This window comes from Vreelandella azerica, from assembly GCF_013112225.1.
Classification (GTDB): domain Bacteria; phylum Pseudomonadota; class Gammaproteobacteria; order Pseudomonadales; family Halomonadaceae; genus Vreelandella; species Vreelandella azerica.
This window is the reverse complement of record NZ_JABFHI010000014.1, coordinates 1-16,533: the sequence shown is the minus strand read 5'-3', so window position 1 is coordinate 16,533 and position 16,533 is coordinate 1. Positions and strand designations below refer to the sequence as shown.

Genomic DNA, 16,533 nt, shown 5'->3' with positions numbered 1-16,533 from the left:
ATATTATGTTAAATAGTATAGTGTGATCTACTATTTGTTCATAATATAATCATGATGTCGTTGGACAAGCTTGCTATCGACTCCTTATCATTCCTTATTCGTTGATCAAGGATATCGTCTACTATGCGCAAAGGTTGTTCATGGATGGCCGTTTTACCTACCTCCAGCTACAGACGTGCCCCCGTCTCTTGCTGGGAACTCTGCTAGCGGCCCTGCTAACCGGGTGTTCCGCTTTTATACCTGAGCAATCTCAGGACGACACGCCCAAGCCGCTGAGTACAGAAGCGTTTGAGCAGCGGATTGATGAGTTGGCATTATCCCTTCAATCACAATGTGATACTTCTGCGCTATTAGACAGCCAGCAGCGCCAGGCGCAGCGTATGACGGCTGATGTGCGTGAAATTGGCAGTTTGCTAAGACGACTCAACAATAACGTGGATGATTTGGTACTGGCGGCGCCGCAAACAACTGCGCCGGGCGCTCAACAAGTAAGCGTCGGCGAAGCATGCCGCCAAGAGGATTCACCCAGTGGCAACAAAACCCTGGTGGGCCGCAGTGAATGGATCGGATTGCCGCATTTAGGCACCTATCTTAAAGCGCGTATTGATTCTGGTGCCAACACGGCATCGCTTTCTACCAGGGAAATCACTCCTTTTGAACGTGACGGCGAGGATTGGGTACGTTTCAAATTGGCACTTAATGACGATGATGTCGTCGTAAAGAGTGTTAAGAATAAATGGTTTGAAGCTCCGGTTGAACGTCGGGTCAAGGTGTTACAGGCGACAGGTGAAGATTCGCGCCCGGTAATTTCATTACTGATCACCCTGGGGCCGATTCGTCAGCATGCTGAATTTACCCTCAATGACCGTACCCACCTCAATTTCCCTGTACTGCTGGGCAGACGCTTTTTGCTTGATATTGCGCTTATTGATGTGGCCGAGAGCTACCTGCATGAGCGGCCAGAATTTTCTGGCGGCGCTTCCTCTGAACAAGCGCTCAATGATCAGTCATCAGACACGGATATGAGCGACGAGTAACGGCCTATTGTTCTGATTGGCTACCTAACCAAGGAAGCATAATGTCACGTCTCCCCTTCTATTTTATCGTTGGGCTTTTATTGGTCGCTGGCACCGCCATGAGTGTACAGCGTCATTTGCAGTTTGAAATCCCCTGGTTGCCTGGCAAACAGCAAGAAGTCTGGGAGGTTGAAGCCATGATCAACTTCAACGCCCAGAATGGGCCGGTTGAAGTCAATTTTGCGCTGCCTTCCCATCAGCAAGGATTTCGGATTCTGACTGAAAATACCGCGTCGTCCGGTTATGGGCTCGCCTACCAGGTCAATGAGTTGGGCCGCCGTGCACAATGGTCGATTCGTCAGGCCATTGGCTCCCAGCAGTTGTATTATTCAGCCCAGGTACTGGTATCACCGGATGCGCGTGCGCCTCAGCAATTACCACCAGAGCTCCCTACTGCAACAGTGTGGGAACGCCCCTATGACACGGCTGCCACTGAAGTCATTGAACGCGCCTGGTCACGCAGTGCCAATAATGCATCGTTTGCACGGGAATTAATCCGTGATGTGAATGGCGAGCAGCAAGGTGAAAACGCTCGCTTGCTGCTGACCCAGTTTGAGCCCGGCGAACTGATCGTAAGGCTGCTTGGTCAGGCTGATGTCAAAGCGCGCATCATCAGTGGTCTGCTGCTTGAAGACGGCCGACGCCGCCAGACATTGACCGACTGGATTCAGGTCTACAGCGAGAACGACAAACAATGGTGGTTATTTGACCCGGAAACCGGCGAACAGGGAAAACCTGATAATTTATTGTTATGGGAAACGGGCGGCCAGGCCATACTGGAAGTGTTGGGCGGATCGAGTTCGCGGGTGACCTTTTCCATGCTGACTCACTCCCAGCCTGCTTCTGCGGCGGTGCGCAACCATCTCTCTGAAGACACCCTGCTCAACTTTTCAATTCACAGCCTGCCGCTTGAGGAACAGGCGTTATTCCAGACAATCCTGCTGATTCCGATTGGCGCGCTGATGGTAGTTTTCCTGCGTGTACTGGTAGGTATCAAAACCTCCGGCACCTTTATGCCCGTGCTGATTGCGCTGGCCTTTATTCAGACCACGCTTCTGACCGGGCTGATTGGATTCTTGCTTATCGTTGCAGTAGGCCTGGTGATCCGTAATTACCTGTCCTATCTCAACCTGCTGTTGGTCGCCAGGGTTTCAGCGGTAATTATTACAGTGATAGCGATTATCTCGATCTTTTCGGTTGTCGCCTACCGGATGGGGCTTAACGCGGGGCTTACGATTACCTTTTTCCCGATGATCATCCTGGCCTGGACAATAGAGCGCATGTCGATCCTGTGGGAAGAGGAAGGCCCCAAGCAGGTTCTGATTCAAGGGGCGGCAGCCTGATTACCGCTGTTTTGGCCTTTCTGGCGATGAACAATCCTATCGTACGCCACATTACTTTTAACTTTTTGGGCGTCCAGTTAATCCTGATGGCGCTGATCCTGTTGCTGGGGAACTATACCGGTTACCGCCTGCTTGAACTGCGGCGCTTCAAGCCTATCACCGATGATGAGCCTTCGTGATGGGGATTTTGAATCAGCTGACGCTGCAGTGGACATCGCCTTCACGCCTACGGGATAAAGGCATCATCGGCATGAACCGGCGTAATATCCGCTATATCGGCCGCTATAATAACCGACGCCTCTATCCGCTGGTGGACGACAAACTCAAGACCAAACTGCTTGCCCAGTCCCATGGCGTCACCTCACCGGCTTTAATTGGCACGGTGGAAACCCAGTTCGGTATCAAGCGGCTGGGAGCCATCTTGCAAGGGCACGGGGGTTTTGTGGTCAAACCGGCCAAGGGTAGCGGAGGCAAAGGCATTCTAGTGATCGAACGGTGTGACGGTCAGGCATTTATCAAGCCTAGCGGCGCCCGGCTATCGCTGGTTGATATAGAGCGCCACGTATCGAATATTCTCTCTGGCCTTTACTCGCTGGGCGGTTCACCGGATGTCGCCGTCATCGAAACGCTGATTAATTTCGATGAGAGTCTGCTGGCCTACACCTATGAAGGCGTGCCGGATATTCGTGTGATCATTTTCAAAGGCTACCCGGTAATGGCTATGATGCGCCTTTCAACCGCCGCGTCAGATGGCAAAGCCAATCTGCATCAGGGAGCGGTCGGTGTCGGGCTGGACATTGCCAGCGGATATGCACTGCGCGGCGTGCAGTTTGACCGCCCTTGCCAGCATCACCCGGATACAGACCATGATCTGGCCGGCCTTAAGGTGCCGCACTGGCAAACCCTGCTCAACCTGGCGGCCAGCTGCTATGAAATGACAGGCTTGGGCTACTTGGGCACCGATATGGTGCTTGATCGTGATCATGGCCCTATGCTGCTGGAACTGAATGCGCGCCCGGGGCTGGCGATTCAGATGACCAACGGAGAAGGTTTGCGACCGCGCCTGGATCTTATCGAACGTCAACCGGAAGGCATGGAGCCTCAGGCCAGAGTCGCTTTTGCCCAGCACCACTTTGCACGGCGCAGCGAGCTTGTCAGCAGCGCTGACACGCTGGGCGTAAACACGTAAACTGATTTTGATTTTTTAATTTAGCTACCTAGAGTCGTTGCATGCCTCAGACTACCGCCTTGATCAAGCAAGCTGCTAACCAATGCCAGTCACGTGGCGTACGCTTCACGCCTATACGTCGTAAAGTGCTGGAATTGATAGCCCACAGCGGTGGCGGTCTGAAAGCCTATGATCTGCTCGATCAGCTCTCAACTGAGCATGCAGCCGCGCGTCCGCCGACGGTTTATCGTGCGCTGGATTTTCTGATAGAACAGGGTCTGGTGCATCGCATTGAATCGCAGAATGCCTATGTGGCCTGCGCCTGCCCTGAGCATACTCACGGCTTCCAGCTTTTGATCTGCCGCGTTTGCGGCTACGTGGAAGAGCTGCATCTTGACGATATTGGTTCGCAGCTAGCCACTAAGGCTGCTGACAAAGGCTTCCAGGTAGAGCGTCAGACCATAGAACTGCAGGGCTTGTGTGCCCGCTGCCAGTCAGCGGCTGAATAAATTAATCATCGTTATTTTAAGAGAGCTTTATGTCGACCCTGTTCAAACAGCTAGAGCCGGCCAAACCAGCCATTGACCTGCCTGACCTGAATACTCTGCTGGATGCTATTAAGTTCAACGAGCAGGGCTTGATTCCCGCCATTGCCCAGCAGTTTGATAGCGGTGAAGTATTGATGATGGCCTGGATGAATCGAGAAGCGCTGGATGAAACGCTGCGTACTGGGCGGGTTTGCTATTATTCGCGTTCACGCGGGAAGCTATGGCGTAAGGGTGAATCTTCCGGTCAGCAGCAGCGCTTGAAATCAGCGGCGCTGGACTGTGATGGTGACACCCTGCTGGTTCAGGTGGATCAAACCGGCCCTGCCTGCCACTCCGGTCGGCGCAGCTGTTTCTATATTGAGCTTGCTGATAACCGAGTGGAAATTAATGCTCAGCCGCTTATCGATCCTGCTGAGCTGTATGGCAAGGCTTGAGTTCTCACTACCGAGAGTATGGCGTGCAGTCGCTAAGGGCCTAAAACGCGCGTTGGTGTTATTGCTGGTTGGGCTGATCCGCATTTATCAGTTGGTGATCAGCCCGCTGCTCGGGCCACGCTGCCGCTTCTGGCCCAGCTGCTCGTCCTACACTATAGAAGCGCTACAGGTACATGGCCCCTTCAAAGGCGGATGGATGGCGATCCGGCGTATCATCAAGTGCCACCCAGGCAACCCCGGCGGCATGGACCCTGTGCCCGGTGGGCGCAGCGAAGAACTATGCAGTGAAGAACTACGCCGGGAAGATAATTGCACGGATAACCATCAAGAAACTACCGATAAAAAAGCGCCTTAGCTTGACTGTTTAGCGACGCTATAAATACGTTCCAGCATGGCATTCAGGCCATTGCTGCGGGTCGGCGACAGATGCTTGTCGAGCCCCAGATCCGCCATGAAGTGGGGCGGCGTATTCTGAATGTCATCCGCGCTGCGTTCGCTATAGATACGCAGCAATACGGCAATTAGCCCAGAGACAATCGCAGCATCGGACGTCGCCTTGAAGGTCAGCTTGTCGCCCTGCTGCTCATGGATCATCCAGACATTGGATTGACAGCCCTGAATCTTGTTTTCCTCTGTTTTCAATGTGTCTGGAAATTCAGGCAGCTGCTTGCCCATATCAATAATATATTGATAACGATCCATCCAGTTATCAAATATCTCGAACTCTTCAACTAACTCTTGCTGGGCTTGCTCAGTACTCATGATAGCTCTCTACTCGTGTCAGTTGGATGCTTTATAAACGACTTTGTGAACATAGGGAAATTATAACGCGTATCGCCTTACTCGGGCGATGTTGAGTGTAAACGGTGGCGCTGTTGTTCATGGTGCCACTGCTCGTCTTCGTTGTGTAAATATCGGGAAGTGGTTTCCAGCCGCGCATGGCGGGCACTTTCAGCCAGGTAGCGCAAACTGATACCTGCCTGGGCCTGGTGGGTAATTGCCGTATGACGCAGCCAGTGAGGCGTGGCATGGCGTAATGCCTCTATCTGAGCCTTGCTACCGCCCTCCTGTTCCAGCGCATCCGCCGCTTGCTGAAAGGTGGCGCGGATCAGACGATAGAGCTGATTATCGCTGATGCTGCGCTGGCCATTCAGCGAGCGCAACAAGGGTGTGTCTTCCTGAAATAGCGGTTGAGGCGTCAACCCCAGTGCTTCTCTCCATTGTGCCAGGTGGCGCATGAAATCATCCGGTACCGGTACCTGGGCCAGCTTGGCGCCCTTGCCGGTCACCTCCCACCACCAGCGCCCTTCCCTTTGGTAGATATCGCCCATGTTCGCCGCGGCCATTTCGCTGATGCGTGGGGCCAGCATATAGGCAAAGGCGAAGATAATCCGGCGGCGCGCCTGCTCAAATTGAGCGCGCGGGTGGCCGTCTACCTCCCGCTGTAACCACATCCACAGCCAATCCCACAGGCTTTTTTCCAGATAGCGCTCAATCCGCGGGGCCTGATTGTTCAGGCGCCGGGATTTATCACGCATCAAGCGAAACGGGTTGTGGCTCACCCAGCCAGCTTCTACCAGCCAACTGAACATGCCTTGCAGGATGACCAGGCTCTGGCGACGGCTGGCGGCTGATAAAGGGCCTCTAAAAGGTCGCCACTCTGGGTGCTGCCTGGGTTTTGAAGGCCCGACCCATACCGTACTTGGCTGCGGGTCTGCCAGAAAGGCCTCAAACGCCTGAAGCACTGCGCGATCAACGTCATTCAGGCTCAGTGGTTGCTGGGCAAGCCATAACAGCAAACGCTCCGCTTCGCGCTGGTAGGCACGCCAGGTTTGCGGGCTGGCGGTGTATTCGCTTAGCCAGTGACTAACAGCGTCGGTATCGCTGTGAGCGTTGATACGCAACGACGGGTGGCGGTGCGGCTTGCCAGGCAGCCACTCGCTACTTAAAGCATTGTTTTTACTGACACTGACAGCACTTTGAGATTCCAATCCTGTATCCACGCCCTGCCCCTTTGAATGCTGCTGTTTTGATAGCCTGAAGATCTCTATCGCACCTATGAACTATGCATCACTGACAGTGCCATTACTGCTGAAAAAATTCAAGATAATGCGGGTAATCTTGAATTTATCTTTTTAGAATAAATATTATTACATAATACGTAATATGTAATTTACGCTATTTGTGCACCATCGCTAGCAAAAATCCGTTATAATCACGGCTAAATCAAGCTGCCTAAGGAGCAACGAATGGCGCGCAATGGCATCCAGTACAGTGACGTACAACAGGCAATCGATGAACTTCTGACCCGGGGCGACACCCCCAGCGTGCAGCGTATCCGCGATGTATTGGGCACCGGCAGCTTTACGACCATCAGCGAGCATTTCCGCCACTGGCGTCACGAACGCGAACAGAACAAGGATGTCCCGCCACCTAAAGGCGTGCCTGAAGTGGTGGTAACGACAGCTTCAGAACTATGGCGTCAGGCGCAGGAAGCCGCCCACCAAGGGCTTTTGCATTACCGGGAAGAAGCTGACAGGAAGGTGGCTGACGCACAGCAGACCGTTGAGCAGGAAAAGCAGAAAGCGGCGAATGCTGAACAGCGGGAAAATGCGCTGACGGCGCATTTACGCCATATCGAGGAACAGCTGAGCAAGGCCACCACGGCGCTGGCTCAAGCTCAGGCCCATGCCGAGCACTGGGAAGTGGAATCCCAGCGCCATGCCAGTGCTCATGATCAGGCGGTGAAACAGCTCAATGACGTACACCAGCAACTGCAAGACAGTGCAGATCGCCATCAGGCAGAGATGCACCAACAAGAGCAACGCCTGGAACAACAGCTGAAGCAGGAACAGCAGCGTAACGAAACCACTGAAGCCAGACTGATGAGCCTGCTGGATAACACACGCCAGGAGCGTGCCACTGAACAAAAAGCCCTGAATAAAAAGTTACAGCAGCAGGAAGAGCGTCTCGTAAAACTTCAGTCCTCTTTAAAAGGTGAGCAGCAGGCACGCCAGGAGTTAGCATCCAGGCTGGCGCTGACGGAGCAATCGCTGGAAGAAAAATCACGCCTGAACGGGCAGTTGCAACACCAGCTAGCGCAGCATCAGGCGCAACTGGAATCGGCCCGGCAGGAACAAGCGCGTTGGCAGCAGCAGTATACTGACGCGCTCAAGCAGCAAGGTGGCCAGTGGCAGAAGGACATCATGGATAGCGTACAGGCTCTACAGCGTCAGATGTCGACACTGCCCACCCGCCTGAGCGGTGACGGCGAGCCGCAGGATGCTCGGGAATCATCTGAACAGACGGTGAATGATGGGCCATCACAGTCATAAAAAAGGCGCCAAGCTTTTAAAGCAGGCGCCTGATTTGATCTAGATTTGCACTTTTAAACTATTGACTCAGCCTATAATGACTGAGTAACGCCTAACGGTAATAGGCGTTGGTAGTGTCGGTATGGTCGGTCACATCGCGGATACCCGCCAATTCAGGGATGCGCTCCATCAAGGTTTTTTCCACGCCATCCTTCAGGGTCAAATCCACCGCAGCGCACCCTTGGCAACCGCCGCCAAAGGCCAGAACCGCCACCTTGTCGTCGGTCAATTCGATCAGTTTGATTTCACCACCGTGAGCAGCAAGCCCAGGATTGATCTCACTGTACAGGGTATAGTTAATGCGATCTTCCAACGGACTATCGGCATTGACCTTGGGCATCTTGGCGTTGGGCGCCTTAATGGTCAGTTGGCCACCCATGCGGTCGGCGTTGAAATCGACAACCGCTTCTTCCAGAAAAGGCAGGCTGTTCTTGTCCAAAAACGCACTGATCTTCTCCAGTTCAAGCTTTTCGTCGGTGGGTTCTTCTTCCCCTGGGCGGCAGTAAGCCAGGCAGGTTTCTGCATAGGGCGTTCCTGGCTGAGTGATAAAGATACGCACGGCAATGCCATCAACATTCTGCTTTTCAAGCAGTTCGGCCAGATATTCTTGTGCGCTGTCGGTGATTTCAATACCTTGGAGTTCTGTTTCGGTCGTGCTCATGGGGGTCTATTCCTCTCGTGGCGGTGGCGAAAACCACTTGCACATCAGATTTTTCTCTATGGTAAGCAAAACTCACCGCCGACACAATCCCGAGTATTTTAGTAGGCTTTATGCTATGGATACTGTGTCAGGCGCCGTGCTCTGGTAGTATTATGTTTATTCTTTTGCTAATTATTAAAGTTTTACCATCCTTTTGATGATGGTAATGCTGGAGACTTATTCCTGCCATGTCTGCTAGTGTCTTGACTGCGACTTTAAACGAACGTCTTTCTCAACGTATTCTGATCCTTGATGGCGGCATGGGCACCATGCTGCAGAACGCCGAATTAAGCGAAGCGGAGTTCCGTGGTGAGCGTTTCCAGGATTGGCCCTCTGATCTTAAAGGCAATAATGATCTGCTAGCACTTACCTGCCCGGATGTGGTGGCACGTATTCACCGTGCCTATCTGGAAGCCGGTGCAGATATCATCGAGACCAATACCTTTAATAGTACACGGCTATCGCAATCAGATTATGGCATGGAAGATCTGGTGGTCGAAATCAACCGTGAATCTGCCCGCATTGCCCGGGAAGTCTGCGATGCAGTGGCTCAGGAAACCGGTCAGCCACGTTACGTTGCCGGCGTACTCGGGCCAACGTCGCGTACCGCCTCACTGTCGCCGGATGTTAATGACCCGGCAAAGCGCAACGTTACCTTCAATGAGCTGTGTACAAATTACCGTGAAGCAGCCATTGCCCTGATCGAAGGTGGGGCCGATCTGATTCTGATCGAAACCATTTTCGATACCCTGAACGCTAAGGCGGCCATCTACGCCCTTGAAGAACTGTTTGATCAGCGTGGTGAGCGTCTACCGGTAATGATATCCGGCACGATTACCGATGCCTCAGGCCGTACTCTTTCCGGGCAGACGACAGAGGCCTTCTGGAACTCGGTCAGGCATGCCCGGCCGCTGTCTATTGGCCTTAATTGCGCGCTCGGTGCTGAAGAGCTGCGCCCTTATCTGGAAGAGCTGGCCACCAAGGCAGACACCTTTGTCTCGGCCCATCCCAATGCCGGTCTGCCCAACGAATTTGGCGAGTATGACCAGACGCCAGAAGAAATGGCCAGCATTGTTGGCGAATTTGCCAGCAGTGGCCTGGTGAATATTATCGGCGGCTGCTGTGGATCCACCCCGGAGCATATCCGGGCAGTGGCTGAGGCGGTATCCGGCGTCAAGCCGCGTACAGTGCCCAAGCGCCCGGCGGCCTGCCGTTTGTCGGGTCTTGAGCCTTTTAGTATCGCTTCCGATTCCCTGTTCGTTAACGTGGGTGAGCGCACCAATGTGACCGGTTCGGCGCGTTTCAAGCGGCTGATCGTTGAGGAAGATTACACCACCGCTCTGGAGGTGGCGCTGGAGCAGGTTGAAAACGGCGCCCAGGTGATTGATATCAACATGGATGAGGGGATGCTCGAATCCCAGGATGCCATGGTGCGCTTTCTGAACCTGATTGCCGGTGAGCCGGATATTGCCCGCGTGCCTATTATGATCGACTCTTCCAAGTGGGAGATTATCGAAGCGGGTCTGCAATGTGTTCAGGGCAAGGCAGTGGTCAATTCGATTTCCCTTAAGGAAGGAGAAGCCGCCTTTCGTGAACAGGCCACCAAATGCCGTCGCTATGGCGCTGCTATCGTAGTGATGGCGTTTGATGAACAGGGCCAGGCGGATACGTTTGCACGCAAGACTGAAATCTGTGAACGCGCCTATCGCGTGCTGGTCGATGATATCGGCTTTCCGCCGGAAGACATCATCTTTGACCCCAATATCTTTGCCATTGCCACTGGTATTGAAGAGCATAACAACTACGCGGTTGACTTTATCGAGGCAACCCGCTGGATCCGTGAGCACCTGCCCCACGCCATGGTATCCGGCGGCGTCTCCAATGTGTCGTTCTCGTTCCGGGGCAATAATGCCGTTCGCGAGGCGATACACTCCGTCTTTCTCTATCACGCCATTCGCGCCGGACTGTCGATGGGGATCGTCAATGCCGGCCAGCTGGCGGTCTATGACGACTTGCCCAGCGAATTGCGCGACGCCGTCGAAGATGTGGTGCTTAACCGCCGTGACGACGGCACTGAACGCCTGCTGGAGATTGCCGACCAGTTCAAGGGTGATGGTAGCGGCAACGCCCGCAAGGAAGATCTTGAATGGCGCGAGTGGCCCGTCAACAAGCGTATTGAGCATGCCCTGGTCAAGGGGTTACCGCCTATATCGAAGACGACACCGAAGAGGCCAGAGCCCAGGCCGAACGCCCCATTGAGGTGATTGAAGGCCCGCTGATGGACGGCATGAATGTGGTCGGTGACCTGTTTGGTGACGGCAAGATGTTTTTGCCTCAGGTGGTTAAGTCCGCGCGGGTAATGAAACAAGCGGTAGCCTACCTGATCCCCTATATCGAAGCGGAAAAAACTGAGGCTACCAAGGCCAAAGGCAAGATCGTCATGGCGACCGTCAAGGGCGACGTGCATGACATTGGCAAGAATATTGTCGGCGTCGTGCTGCAATGTAATAACTACGAAGTCATTGATCTGGGCGTTATGGTGCCTACCGAGAAAATCCTCCAGGCCGCCGAGGAGCATAACGCCGACATTATCGGCCTTTCCGGACTGATTACTCCTTCTCTGGATGAAATGGTCCACGTTGCCAAGGAAATGCAGCGACGCAAGATGAACTTGCCGCTGCTGATCGGTGGCGCTACGACGTCAAAAGCGCACACCGCTGTCAAGATCGAACCTCAGTATGAACACCCGGTGATCTACGTCACCGATGCGTCCCGCGCCGTCGGGGTAGCTGGGCACTTGCTGACTGACTCGCTTAAACACAGCTATGTGGCTGAGATCCGTAGCGAATATGAAAAGGTGCGTGAACGTAATGCCAAGCGTCGCCCGAAAGCGGCGGATCTGAGTTACGAGCAAGCGCGCAAACGGCGTTTTCGCACAGAGTGGACGACCTACACCCCGCCTGCTCCAGGGTTTACCGGCATCAAGGTCTTTGATGAATACAACCTTACAGAGCTTGTCGAACGGATTGACTGGACGCCGTTTTTCATGAGCTGGCAACTGGCAGGTAAATACCCGAAAATCCTGGATGATAAGGTCGTAGGGGAAGCCGCACGCAACCTGTTCAGTGATGCCCAGGCAATGCTCAAGAAGCTGATCGATGAAAATCTGATCAAGGCTCAGGGCGTGGTAGGCTTCTGGCCAGCCAACAGCATTGACGATGACGTGATCGAAGTTTATCGCGACGAGAACCGCCAGGACGTCATCAAGCGATTGCATCATATTCGTCAGCAGACCACCAAGGGCCGCGATGGCCTGTGCTATAGCTTGGCTGACTTTATTGCTCCGAAAGAGACAGGCACCGCGGATTGGATCGGTGGCTTTGCCGTCACCACCGGCCACGGCGTGCAGGCGCTTACCAAGGCTTATGAAGCAGCCGGCGATGACTACAACGCCATCATGGTACAGGCATTGACCGACCGCCTGGCGGAAGCCTTTGCCGAACGCTTGCATGAACGGGTGCGCAAGGAGCTCTGGGGCTATGTACCTGAAGAATCACTGGATAATGAGGCACTGATTGCCGAGAAATATCAGGGCATCCGCCCTGCCCCTGGCTATCCTGCCTGCCCGGATCATACTGAGAAAACGGCCCTTTTCGAACTGCTTGATGCGCCTCGCCATACCGGCCTTGAGCTGACGGAAAACTTCGCCATGTGGCCCGCCGCTGCGGTATCCGGCTGGTATTTCTCCCATCCGCAATCGAAATATTTTTCGACCGGTAAGATTACCCGCGATCAGGTAGAGGTGCTGGCGCAGCGTAAGGGCATGCCACTCTCCTACCTGGAACGTTGGCTGGCACCGGTGCTTTCCTATGAGCCTGCCGAAGAAAAGGCACCCGTGGCGTGAGAGATCGTCAATCATTGCGACGACATCACCTTAACGAACGATAAAGTAATAAAAAAATAATTATATATTACTTTGAAGTATATATGGCCCTTGTTAGAGTGTTATGAACCACGCATGGCGTTGAAAGCTTTACTCAACGCCATGCCAATGACACCTGCACAGCCTTAATGTGCATTCAGCAGGGTTCAGCCATTTATGTACCGTTACGATATTCACGACCAGACCCTGGTTGACGAACGCGTTGCTCAGTTCCGTGATCAGATGCAGCGCTATCGCTCCGGGCGGCTGGGAGAAGAAGAATTTCGCCCGCTACGCCTGCAAAACGGCCTGTATATTCAAAAACATGCCCCCATGCTGCGGATCGCCATCCCTTATGGAATGCTGGCGGGTTACCAACTGCGCGCTCTAGCGGCAATTACCCGACGCTATGACCGAGGTTACGGCCACTTTACCACCCGCCAGAACCTGCAGCTTAACTGGCCAGCGCTAGAGGATATTCCCGATATCCTGGCGGATCTGTCCAAGGTGCAAATGCATGCCATTCAGACCAGCGGCAACTGTATCCGCAATACCACCAGCGACCAGTTCGCAGGAATTGCTGGCGATGAAGTGGAAGACCCACGCCCCTGGTGTGAACTGATTCGCCAGTGGTCAACCTTACACCCTGAATTTGCCTATTTGCCGCGCAAGTTCAAGATTGCCGTCAGCGGCGCGTCCGAAGATCGTGCTGCCATTCAGGTACATGATATTGGCCTGCGTTTCTGGCGCAATGCCGAGGGCGAGCTGCGCATAAAAGTGCTGGCAGGTGGCGGCCTTGGGCGTACTCCCATGATTGGCGACGTGGTACGGGAGGATCTGCCCTGGCAGCATCTGTTGACCTATCTGGAAGCCTGTGTGCGTGTGTACAACCAGTTTGGTCGGCGTGATAACAAGTTCAAGGCACGTATCAAGATTCTGGTCAAGGCACTCGGCATTGAGGAATTTCGTCGTAGAGCAGAAGAAGAGTGGATGCATCTCAAGGATGGGCCGCAAACCCTCAATCAGCCCGCAGTTGACGCTGCCAAAGCGCATTTCTCCGAACCGCAAAGGCGCGCCGTTGCTGAAAGCGCTGTGCAGGAATATGAACAGCTGCGCAACGAAAACCGTGCTTTTGCCCGCTTTGTGACTAATAACGTCACTGAGCATAAGGTGCCAGGCTATAAAGCGGTGACCCTCTCTCTCAAGCGTCGCGAACATGCCCCAGGGGATGTGACGGCTGACCAGATGGACGCCGTGGCGGATCTGGCCGACCGTTACAGCTTTGGTGAAGTGCGAGTGACCCACGAACAGAACCTTGTGCTATCGGATGTTCCCGTAGATGAACTGCAAGCTCTCTGGCAGGAACTGGACGCCCTGGGAATGGCCAACCCCACGGTAGGCACCCTCAACGATATCATCTGCTGCCCCGGCGGTGACTATTGTGGCCTGGCAAATGCGGTTTCCATCCCCATCGCCCAGGCACTGCAGGAGCGTTTTGAGGATCTGGACTTTCTCTATGACCTCGGCCCGCTGGATCTGAATATTTCAGGCTGCATGAACGCCTGTGGTCATCACCATGTCGGCCATATCGGGATTCTCGGGGTCGATAAAAAGGCGAAGAGTACTACCAGATTTCTATTGGCGGTAATTCAACCGACGATGCCTCGCTTGGCAAGATTCTTGGCCCGTCTTTCTTCCGCGAAGACGTGCCTGCTGTGGTCGAAAAGGTACTGGAAGTCTATGTTGCCCAACGCCACGATGATGAGCGCTTTCTGGATACCTACCGCCGTATTGGCCTGAAACCCTTCAAGGAGCGTGTTTATGCCCAGTAATCACTCAGCTGCCCATGCAACGCAAGCAGACGAAACGGATGTTATCCCGGTGCATGCAGACCACCTGATCGTTAACGGTGAACTTGCAGACATCAACGCCTGGTGTGCTTCCTATGCTGAAGAAACATTGCCCGAGCAACGCCCTGCTTTCGTTCCCTTGGCCTTATGGCAAGCCCATCGTACTGATGAGGAGCTGGCGCCCTTATTGGCCAGCGACACCCTGATCGGCCCTGCCTTGGCTGCCGAACTTGACCGAGCCAGCGCTATTGCGATTGATTTTCCGGCCTTTACCGATGGCCGAGGTTATACGCTGGCGCGCCTGCTACGTGAGCGGTTCGGCTACCAGGGTGAGATTCGTGCCGTTGGCGATGTTCTGGTTGACCAGCTGGACTATATGCGCCGCTGTGGGTTCACCGCCATGGCGCTGCGTCATGATCAGCATCCTGAAGACGCACTGCGCGCTATTAACGCCATCAGCGTGCGTTACCAAACGGATGTCGAGCTGCGTCAGGCAATGTTTGAAAGACGCCAAGCCCAGCCTGCCGAGCGGGAAATGCTTGCATGCAGTTAATCTAGGTAGCCAGTGTAAACAGCTATTTCAAGCAGAGCTGGTTCAACATTTAGATGTTATGTCACAAGGCAGTTGAAACTGCCCTGTGATCACTTCTTTGCGGTATTCCCAATAACTGAACCTTAGCCTTTAACCACGCCGTTTCTGTTGGCGTTCACGGTTACTGGCTTTTGCGCGTTCGCTTTTGCGCAGCATCACCCAGGTGGCGCCTAATCCGCCATCTGAGGATTGCGCGGAAGTATAGGCCTGAACCTCCTCAAACTGCTGGAGCCATTTGGCCAGGTAGGAACGCAGTACATTCGCCGGGCTGTCCATTTCTCTTCCGCGCCCATGCACAATCATAACGGAGCGCAGGTCGTGGCTGTAAGCGTCATGCACAAAAGGAAACAACAAACGACGACATTCTGCCAGAGGGCGTCGAATCAGGTGCAGCTGGGCTTGAACGGGATAGCCACCCTGCCTGAGTTTGTCCACCACGGCTTGCTGAACGCCTTCGCGCAGAAACTCCATGGGGTCGAAAGGGGGTAACAGATCAACAAAATCATCAGAGAGGAAGTTACGCTCATCCAGCACGGCCTGGGCCGCTTCACGCCGAGCCTGCTGAGCTTCTGTTGCCTGCGAACGCTTTTTACCAGTATCGGCCAGGTTCGTGCGGCCAAGCGGCTGCACATCACCAACTAAAGCCTTGAAATCCATGTCATCACGCATAGGCTGATTCATATTGAATTCCTCCGGCGGGTGGAAGCCTTATGCTAACAAAAACTTTCCCAATTAAGTAAGGAAAGTGTTAGCACAGGGATTTAGCCCAGTGTGATAAACCTTATGGGAGCGGCGTAGATGATGTTGAGTAACCCAAAGCGAAAAAGACGTTGGCTGGTGATTGCCCTGCTGGGGGTTGTAAGCGTGTTAGCCTGGTTATGGCTGACCATGCTGAGTCCATGGTTTTATGAACGCCCTGATGATGTGGCTGATATTGAGCAGAGGACACACCATGTATTTGTTTACGGCACACTTACCTATGCGCCCGTCCGCTGGCTGGTCATGGGAGCTAACGGCCAACCCAGGCCAGCACGCTTGGAAAACTACCGTAAAAACGGCCTGGATCTTTCCTTCGCTGAAAACGACCATGTTGAAGGCTTACGCCTGACAGTGACACCTGAACAGCTGAGACGGCTGGACCGCTATGAGCGCCTTGGCATGCGCTATTCCCGCCAGGAAATTACCCTGGCGGATGGGTCCCGCGCCTGGGTTTACCGACGCCTGGCTGATTCTGCTACTATACCGGTTGAGTTAGATAACCCAGCGCCCCTTATCGTCGGAGATTAATGCCCGTATGAGTGCCCCCTTCCGTATGTTCTTGTACTCTATTACTCACGTAGCGGCGCGACGGCTAGTATGGCCAGATACATTGCCGAAGGTGTTGAAAGCATCGGTGGTATCCAGGCTCGTCTACGCTGTGTGCCCTCAGTCTCAACGACCTGTGAAGCCGTTGAACCGGATATTCCCGAACAAGGTGCCATTTATGCAGAGCTGGATGACCTGCGCCACTGTGCTGGGCTGGCATT

The 16,533-nt window shown here is 53.9% G+C and carries 12 protein-coding genes and 4 pseudogenes; 12 read left to right on the top strand and 4 right to left on the bottom strand.

The window, feature by feature from the left end:
- Positions 1–140 precede the first annotated feature (140 nt).
- From HLB35_RS16005 to yidD, 6 genes and pseudogenes are all read left to right on the top strand, one after another.
- The gene (locus HLB35_RS16005; protein ID WP_171703349.1) at positions 141–1,037 is read left to right on the top strand and encodes an ATP-dependent zinc protease family protein; all 897 of its coding nucleotides are present in this window, start codon (positions 141–143) and stop codon (positions 1,035–1,037) included.
- Positions 1,038–1,078: 41 nt separating this feature from the next.
- A pseudogene (locus tag HLB35_RS16000) lies at positions 1,079–2,598 on the top strand (inactive transglutaminase family protein).
- A complete protein-coding gene (locus tag HLB35_RS15995) occupies positions 2,598–3,608 on the top strand; it encodes an alpha-L-glutamate ligase-like protein (RefSeq protein ID WP_171703348.1) in 1,011 nt (336 codons plus the stop codon). The pseudogene HLB35_RS16000 and the gene HLB35_RS15995 overlap by 1 nt, the downstream one beginning before the upstream one ends.
- A 41-nt stretch (positions 3,609–3,649) precedes the next feature.
- Positions 3,650–4,096 (top strand): transcriptional repressor, encoded by a 447-nt coding sequence (locus HLB35_RS15990; protein ID WP_171703347.1) that lies wholly within the window; start codon positions 3,650–3,652, stop codon positions 4,094–4,096.
- 29 nt (positions 4,097–4,125) lie between these two features.
- On the top strand, positions 4,126–4,569 hold the full coding sequence (hisI, locus tag HLB35_RS15985; RefSeq protein ID WP_171703346.1) for a phosphoribosyl-AMP cyclohydrolase: 444 nt from the start codon (positions 4,126–4,128) through the stop codon (positions 4,567–4,569).
- On the top strand, positions 4,556–4,924 hold the full coding sequence (yidD, locus tag HLB35_RS15980) for a membrane protein insertion efficiency factor YidD (protein WP_171703345.1): 369 nt from the start codon (positions 4,556–4,558) through the stop codon (positions 4,922–4,924). The genes hisI and yidD overlap by 14 nt, the downstream gene beginning before the upstream one ends.
- On the opposite strand, the gene HLB35_RS15975 is transcribed toward yidD, so the two are convergent.
- Complete coding sequence (locus tag HLB35_RS15975; protein WP_171703344.1) at positions 4,921–5,331, bottom strand: SufE family protein; 411 nt, start codon at positions 5,329–5,331, stop codon at positions 4,921–4,923. The two genes, yidD and HLB35_RS15975, sit on opposite strands and share 4 nt — an antisense overlap.
- 77 nt (positions 5,332–5,408) lie before the next feature.
- Entirely contained in the window at positions 5,409–6,503 is a 1,095-nt protein-coding gene (locus HLB35_RS15970) for a tyrosine-type recombinase/integrase (protein ID WP_171703351.1), read from the bottom strand.
- A 315-nt stretch (positions 6,504–6,818) separates the two neighbouring features.
- Here HLB35_RS15970 and HLB35_RS15965 point away from each other — a divergent pair, with 315 nt between their 5' ends.
- Positions 6,819–7,904 carry a DNA-binding protein gene (locus tag HLB35_RS15965; RefSeq protein ID WP_171703343.1) on the top strand — a complete coding sequence of 362 codons (1,086 nt, stop codon included), beginning with the start codon at positions 6,819–6,821 and terminating at the stop codon, positions 7,902–7,904.
- Between the two features lie 91 nt (positions 7,905–7,995).
- Here HLB35_RS15965 and nfuA read toward each other — a convergent pair whose 3' ends face one another.
- Positions 7,996–8,604 carry a Fe-S biogenesis protein NfuA gene (gene nfuA, locus HLB35_RS15960; RefSeq protein WP_171703342.1) on the bottom strand — a complete coding sequence of 203 codons (609 nt, stop codon included), beginning with the start codon at positions 8,602–8,604 and terminating at the stop codon, positions 7,996–7,998.
- A 227-nt stretch (positions 8,605–8,831) separates the two neighbouring features.
- On the opposite strand from nfuA, the pseudogene metH reads away from it, so the two are divergent.
- The 3 genes and pseudogenes from metH to HLB35_RS15945 all read left to right on the top strand — a co-directional run bounded on the left by metH (position 8,832) and on the right by HLB35_RS15945 (position 14,968).
- Positions 8,832–12,547 (top strand): annotated as a pseudogene (gene metH, locus HLB35_RS15955) (methionine synthase).
- Positions 12,548–12,742: 195 nt separating this feature from the next.
- Positions 12,743–14,397 (top strand): annotated as a pseudogene (locus HLB35_RS15950) (nitrite/sulfite reductase).
- Positions 14,387–14,968, top strand: coding sequence for a DUF934 domain-containing protein (locus HLB35_RS15945; protein WP_171703341.1), 582 nt, complete (start codon positions 14,387–14,389; stop codon positions 14,966–14,968). Before HLB35_RS15950 ends, HLB35_RS15945 begins: the two are co-directional and overlap by 11 nt.
- Positions 14,969–15,097: 129 nt before the next feature.
- Here HLB35_RS15945 and smrA read toward each other — a convergent pair whose 3' ends face one another.
- Complete coding sequence (gene smrA, locus HLB35_RS15940) at positions 15,098–15,688, bottom strand: DNA endonuclease SmrA (RefSeq protein WP_171703340.1); 591 nt, start codon at positions 15,686–15,688, stop codon at positions 15,098–15,100.
- Positions 15,689–15,805: 117 nt separating this feature from the next.
- On the opposite strand from smrA, the gene HLB35_RS15935 reads away from it, so the two are divergent.
- Positions 15,806–16,294 (top strand): gamma-glutamylcyclotransferase family protein, encoded by a 489-nt coding sequence (locus HLB35_RS15935; protein WP_328732301.1) that lies wholly within the window; start codon positions 15,806–15,808, stop codon positions 16,292–16,294.
- 69 nt (positions 16,295–16,363) lie between these two features.
- A pseudogene (locus tag HLB35_RS17725) lies at positions 16,364–16,533 on the top strand (NAD(P)H:quinone oxidoreductase); the annotation flags it as partial.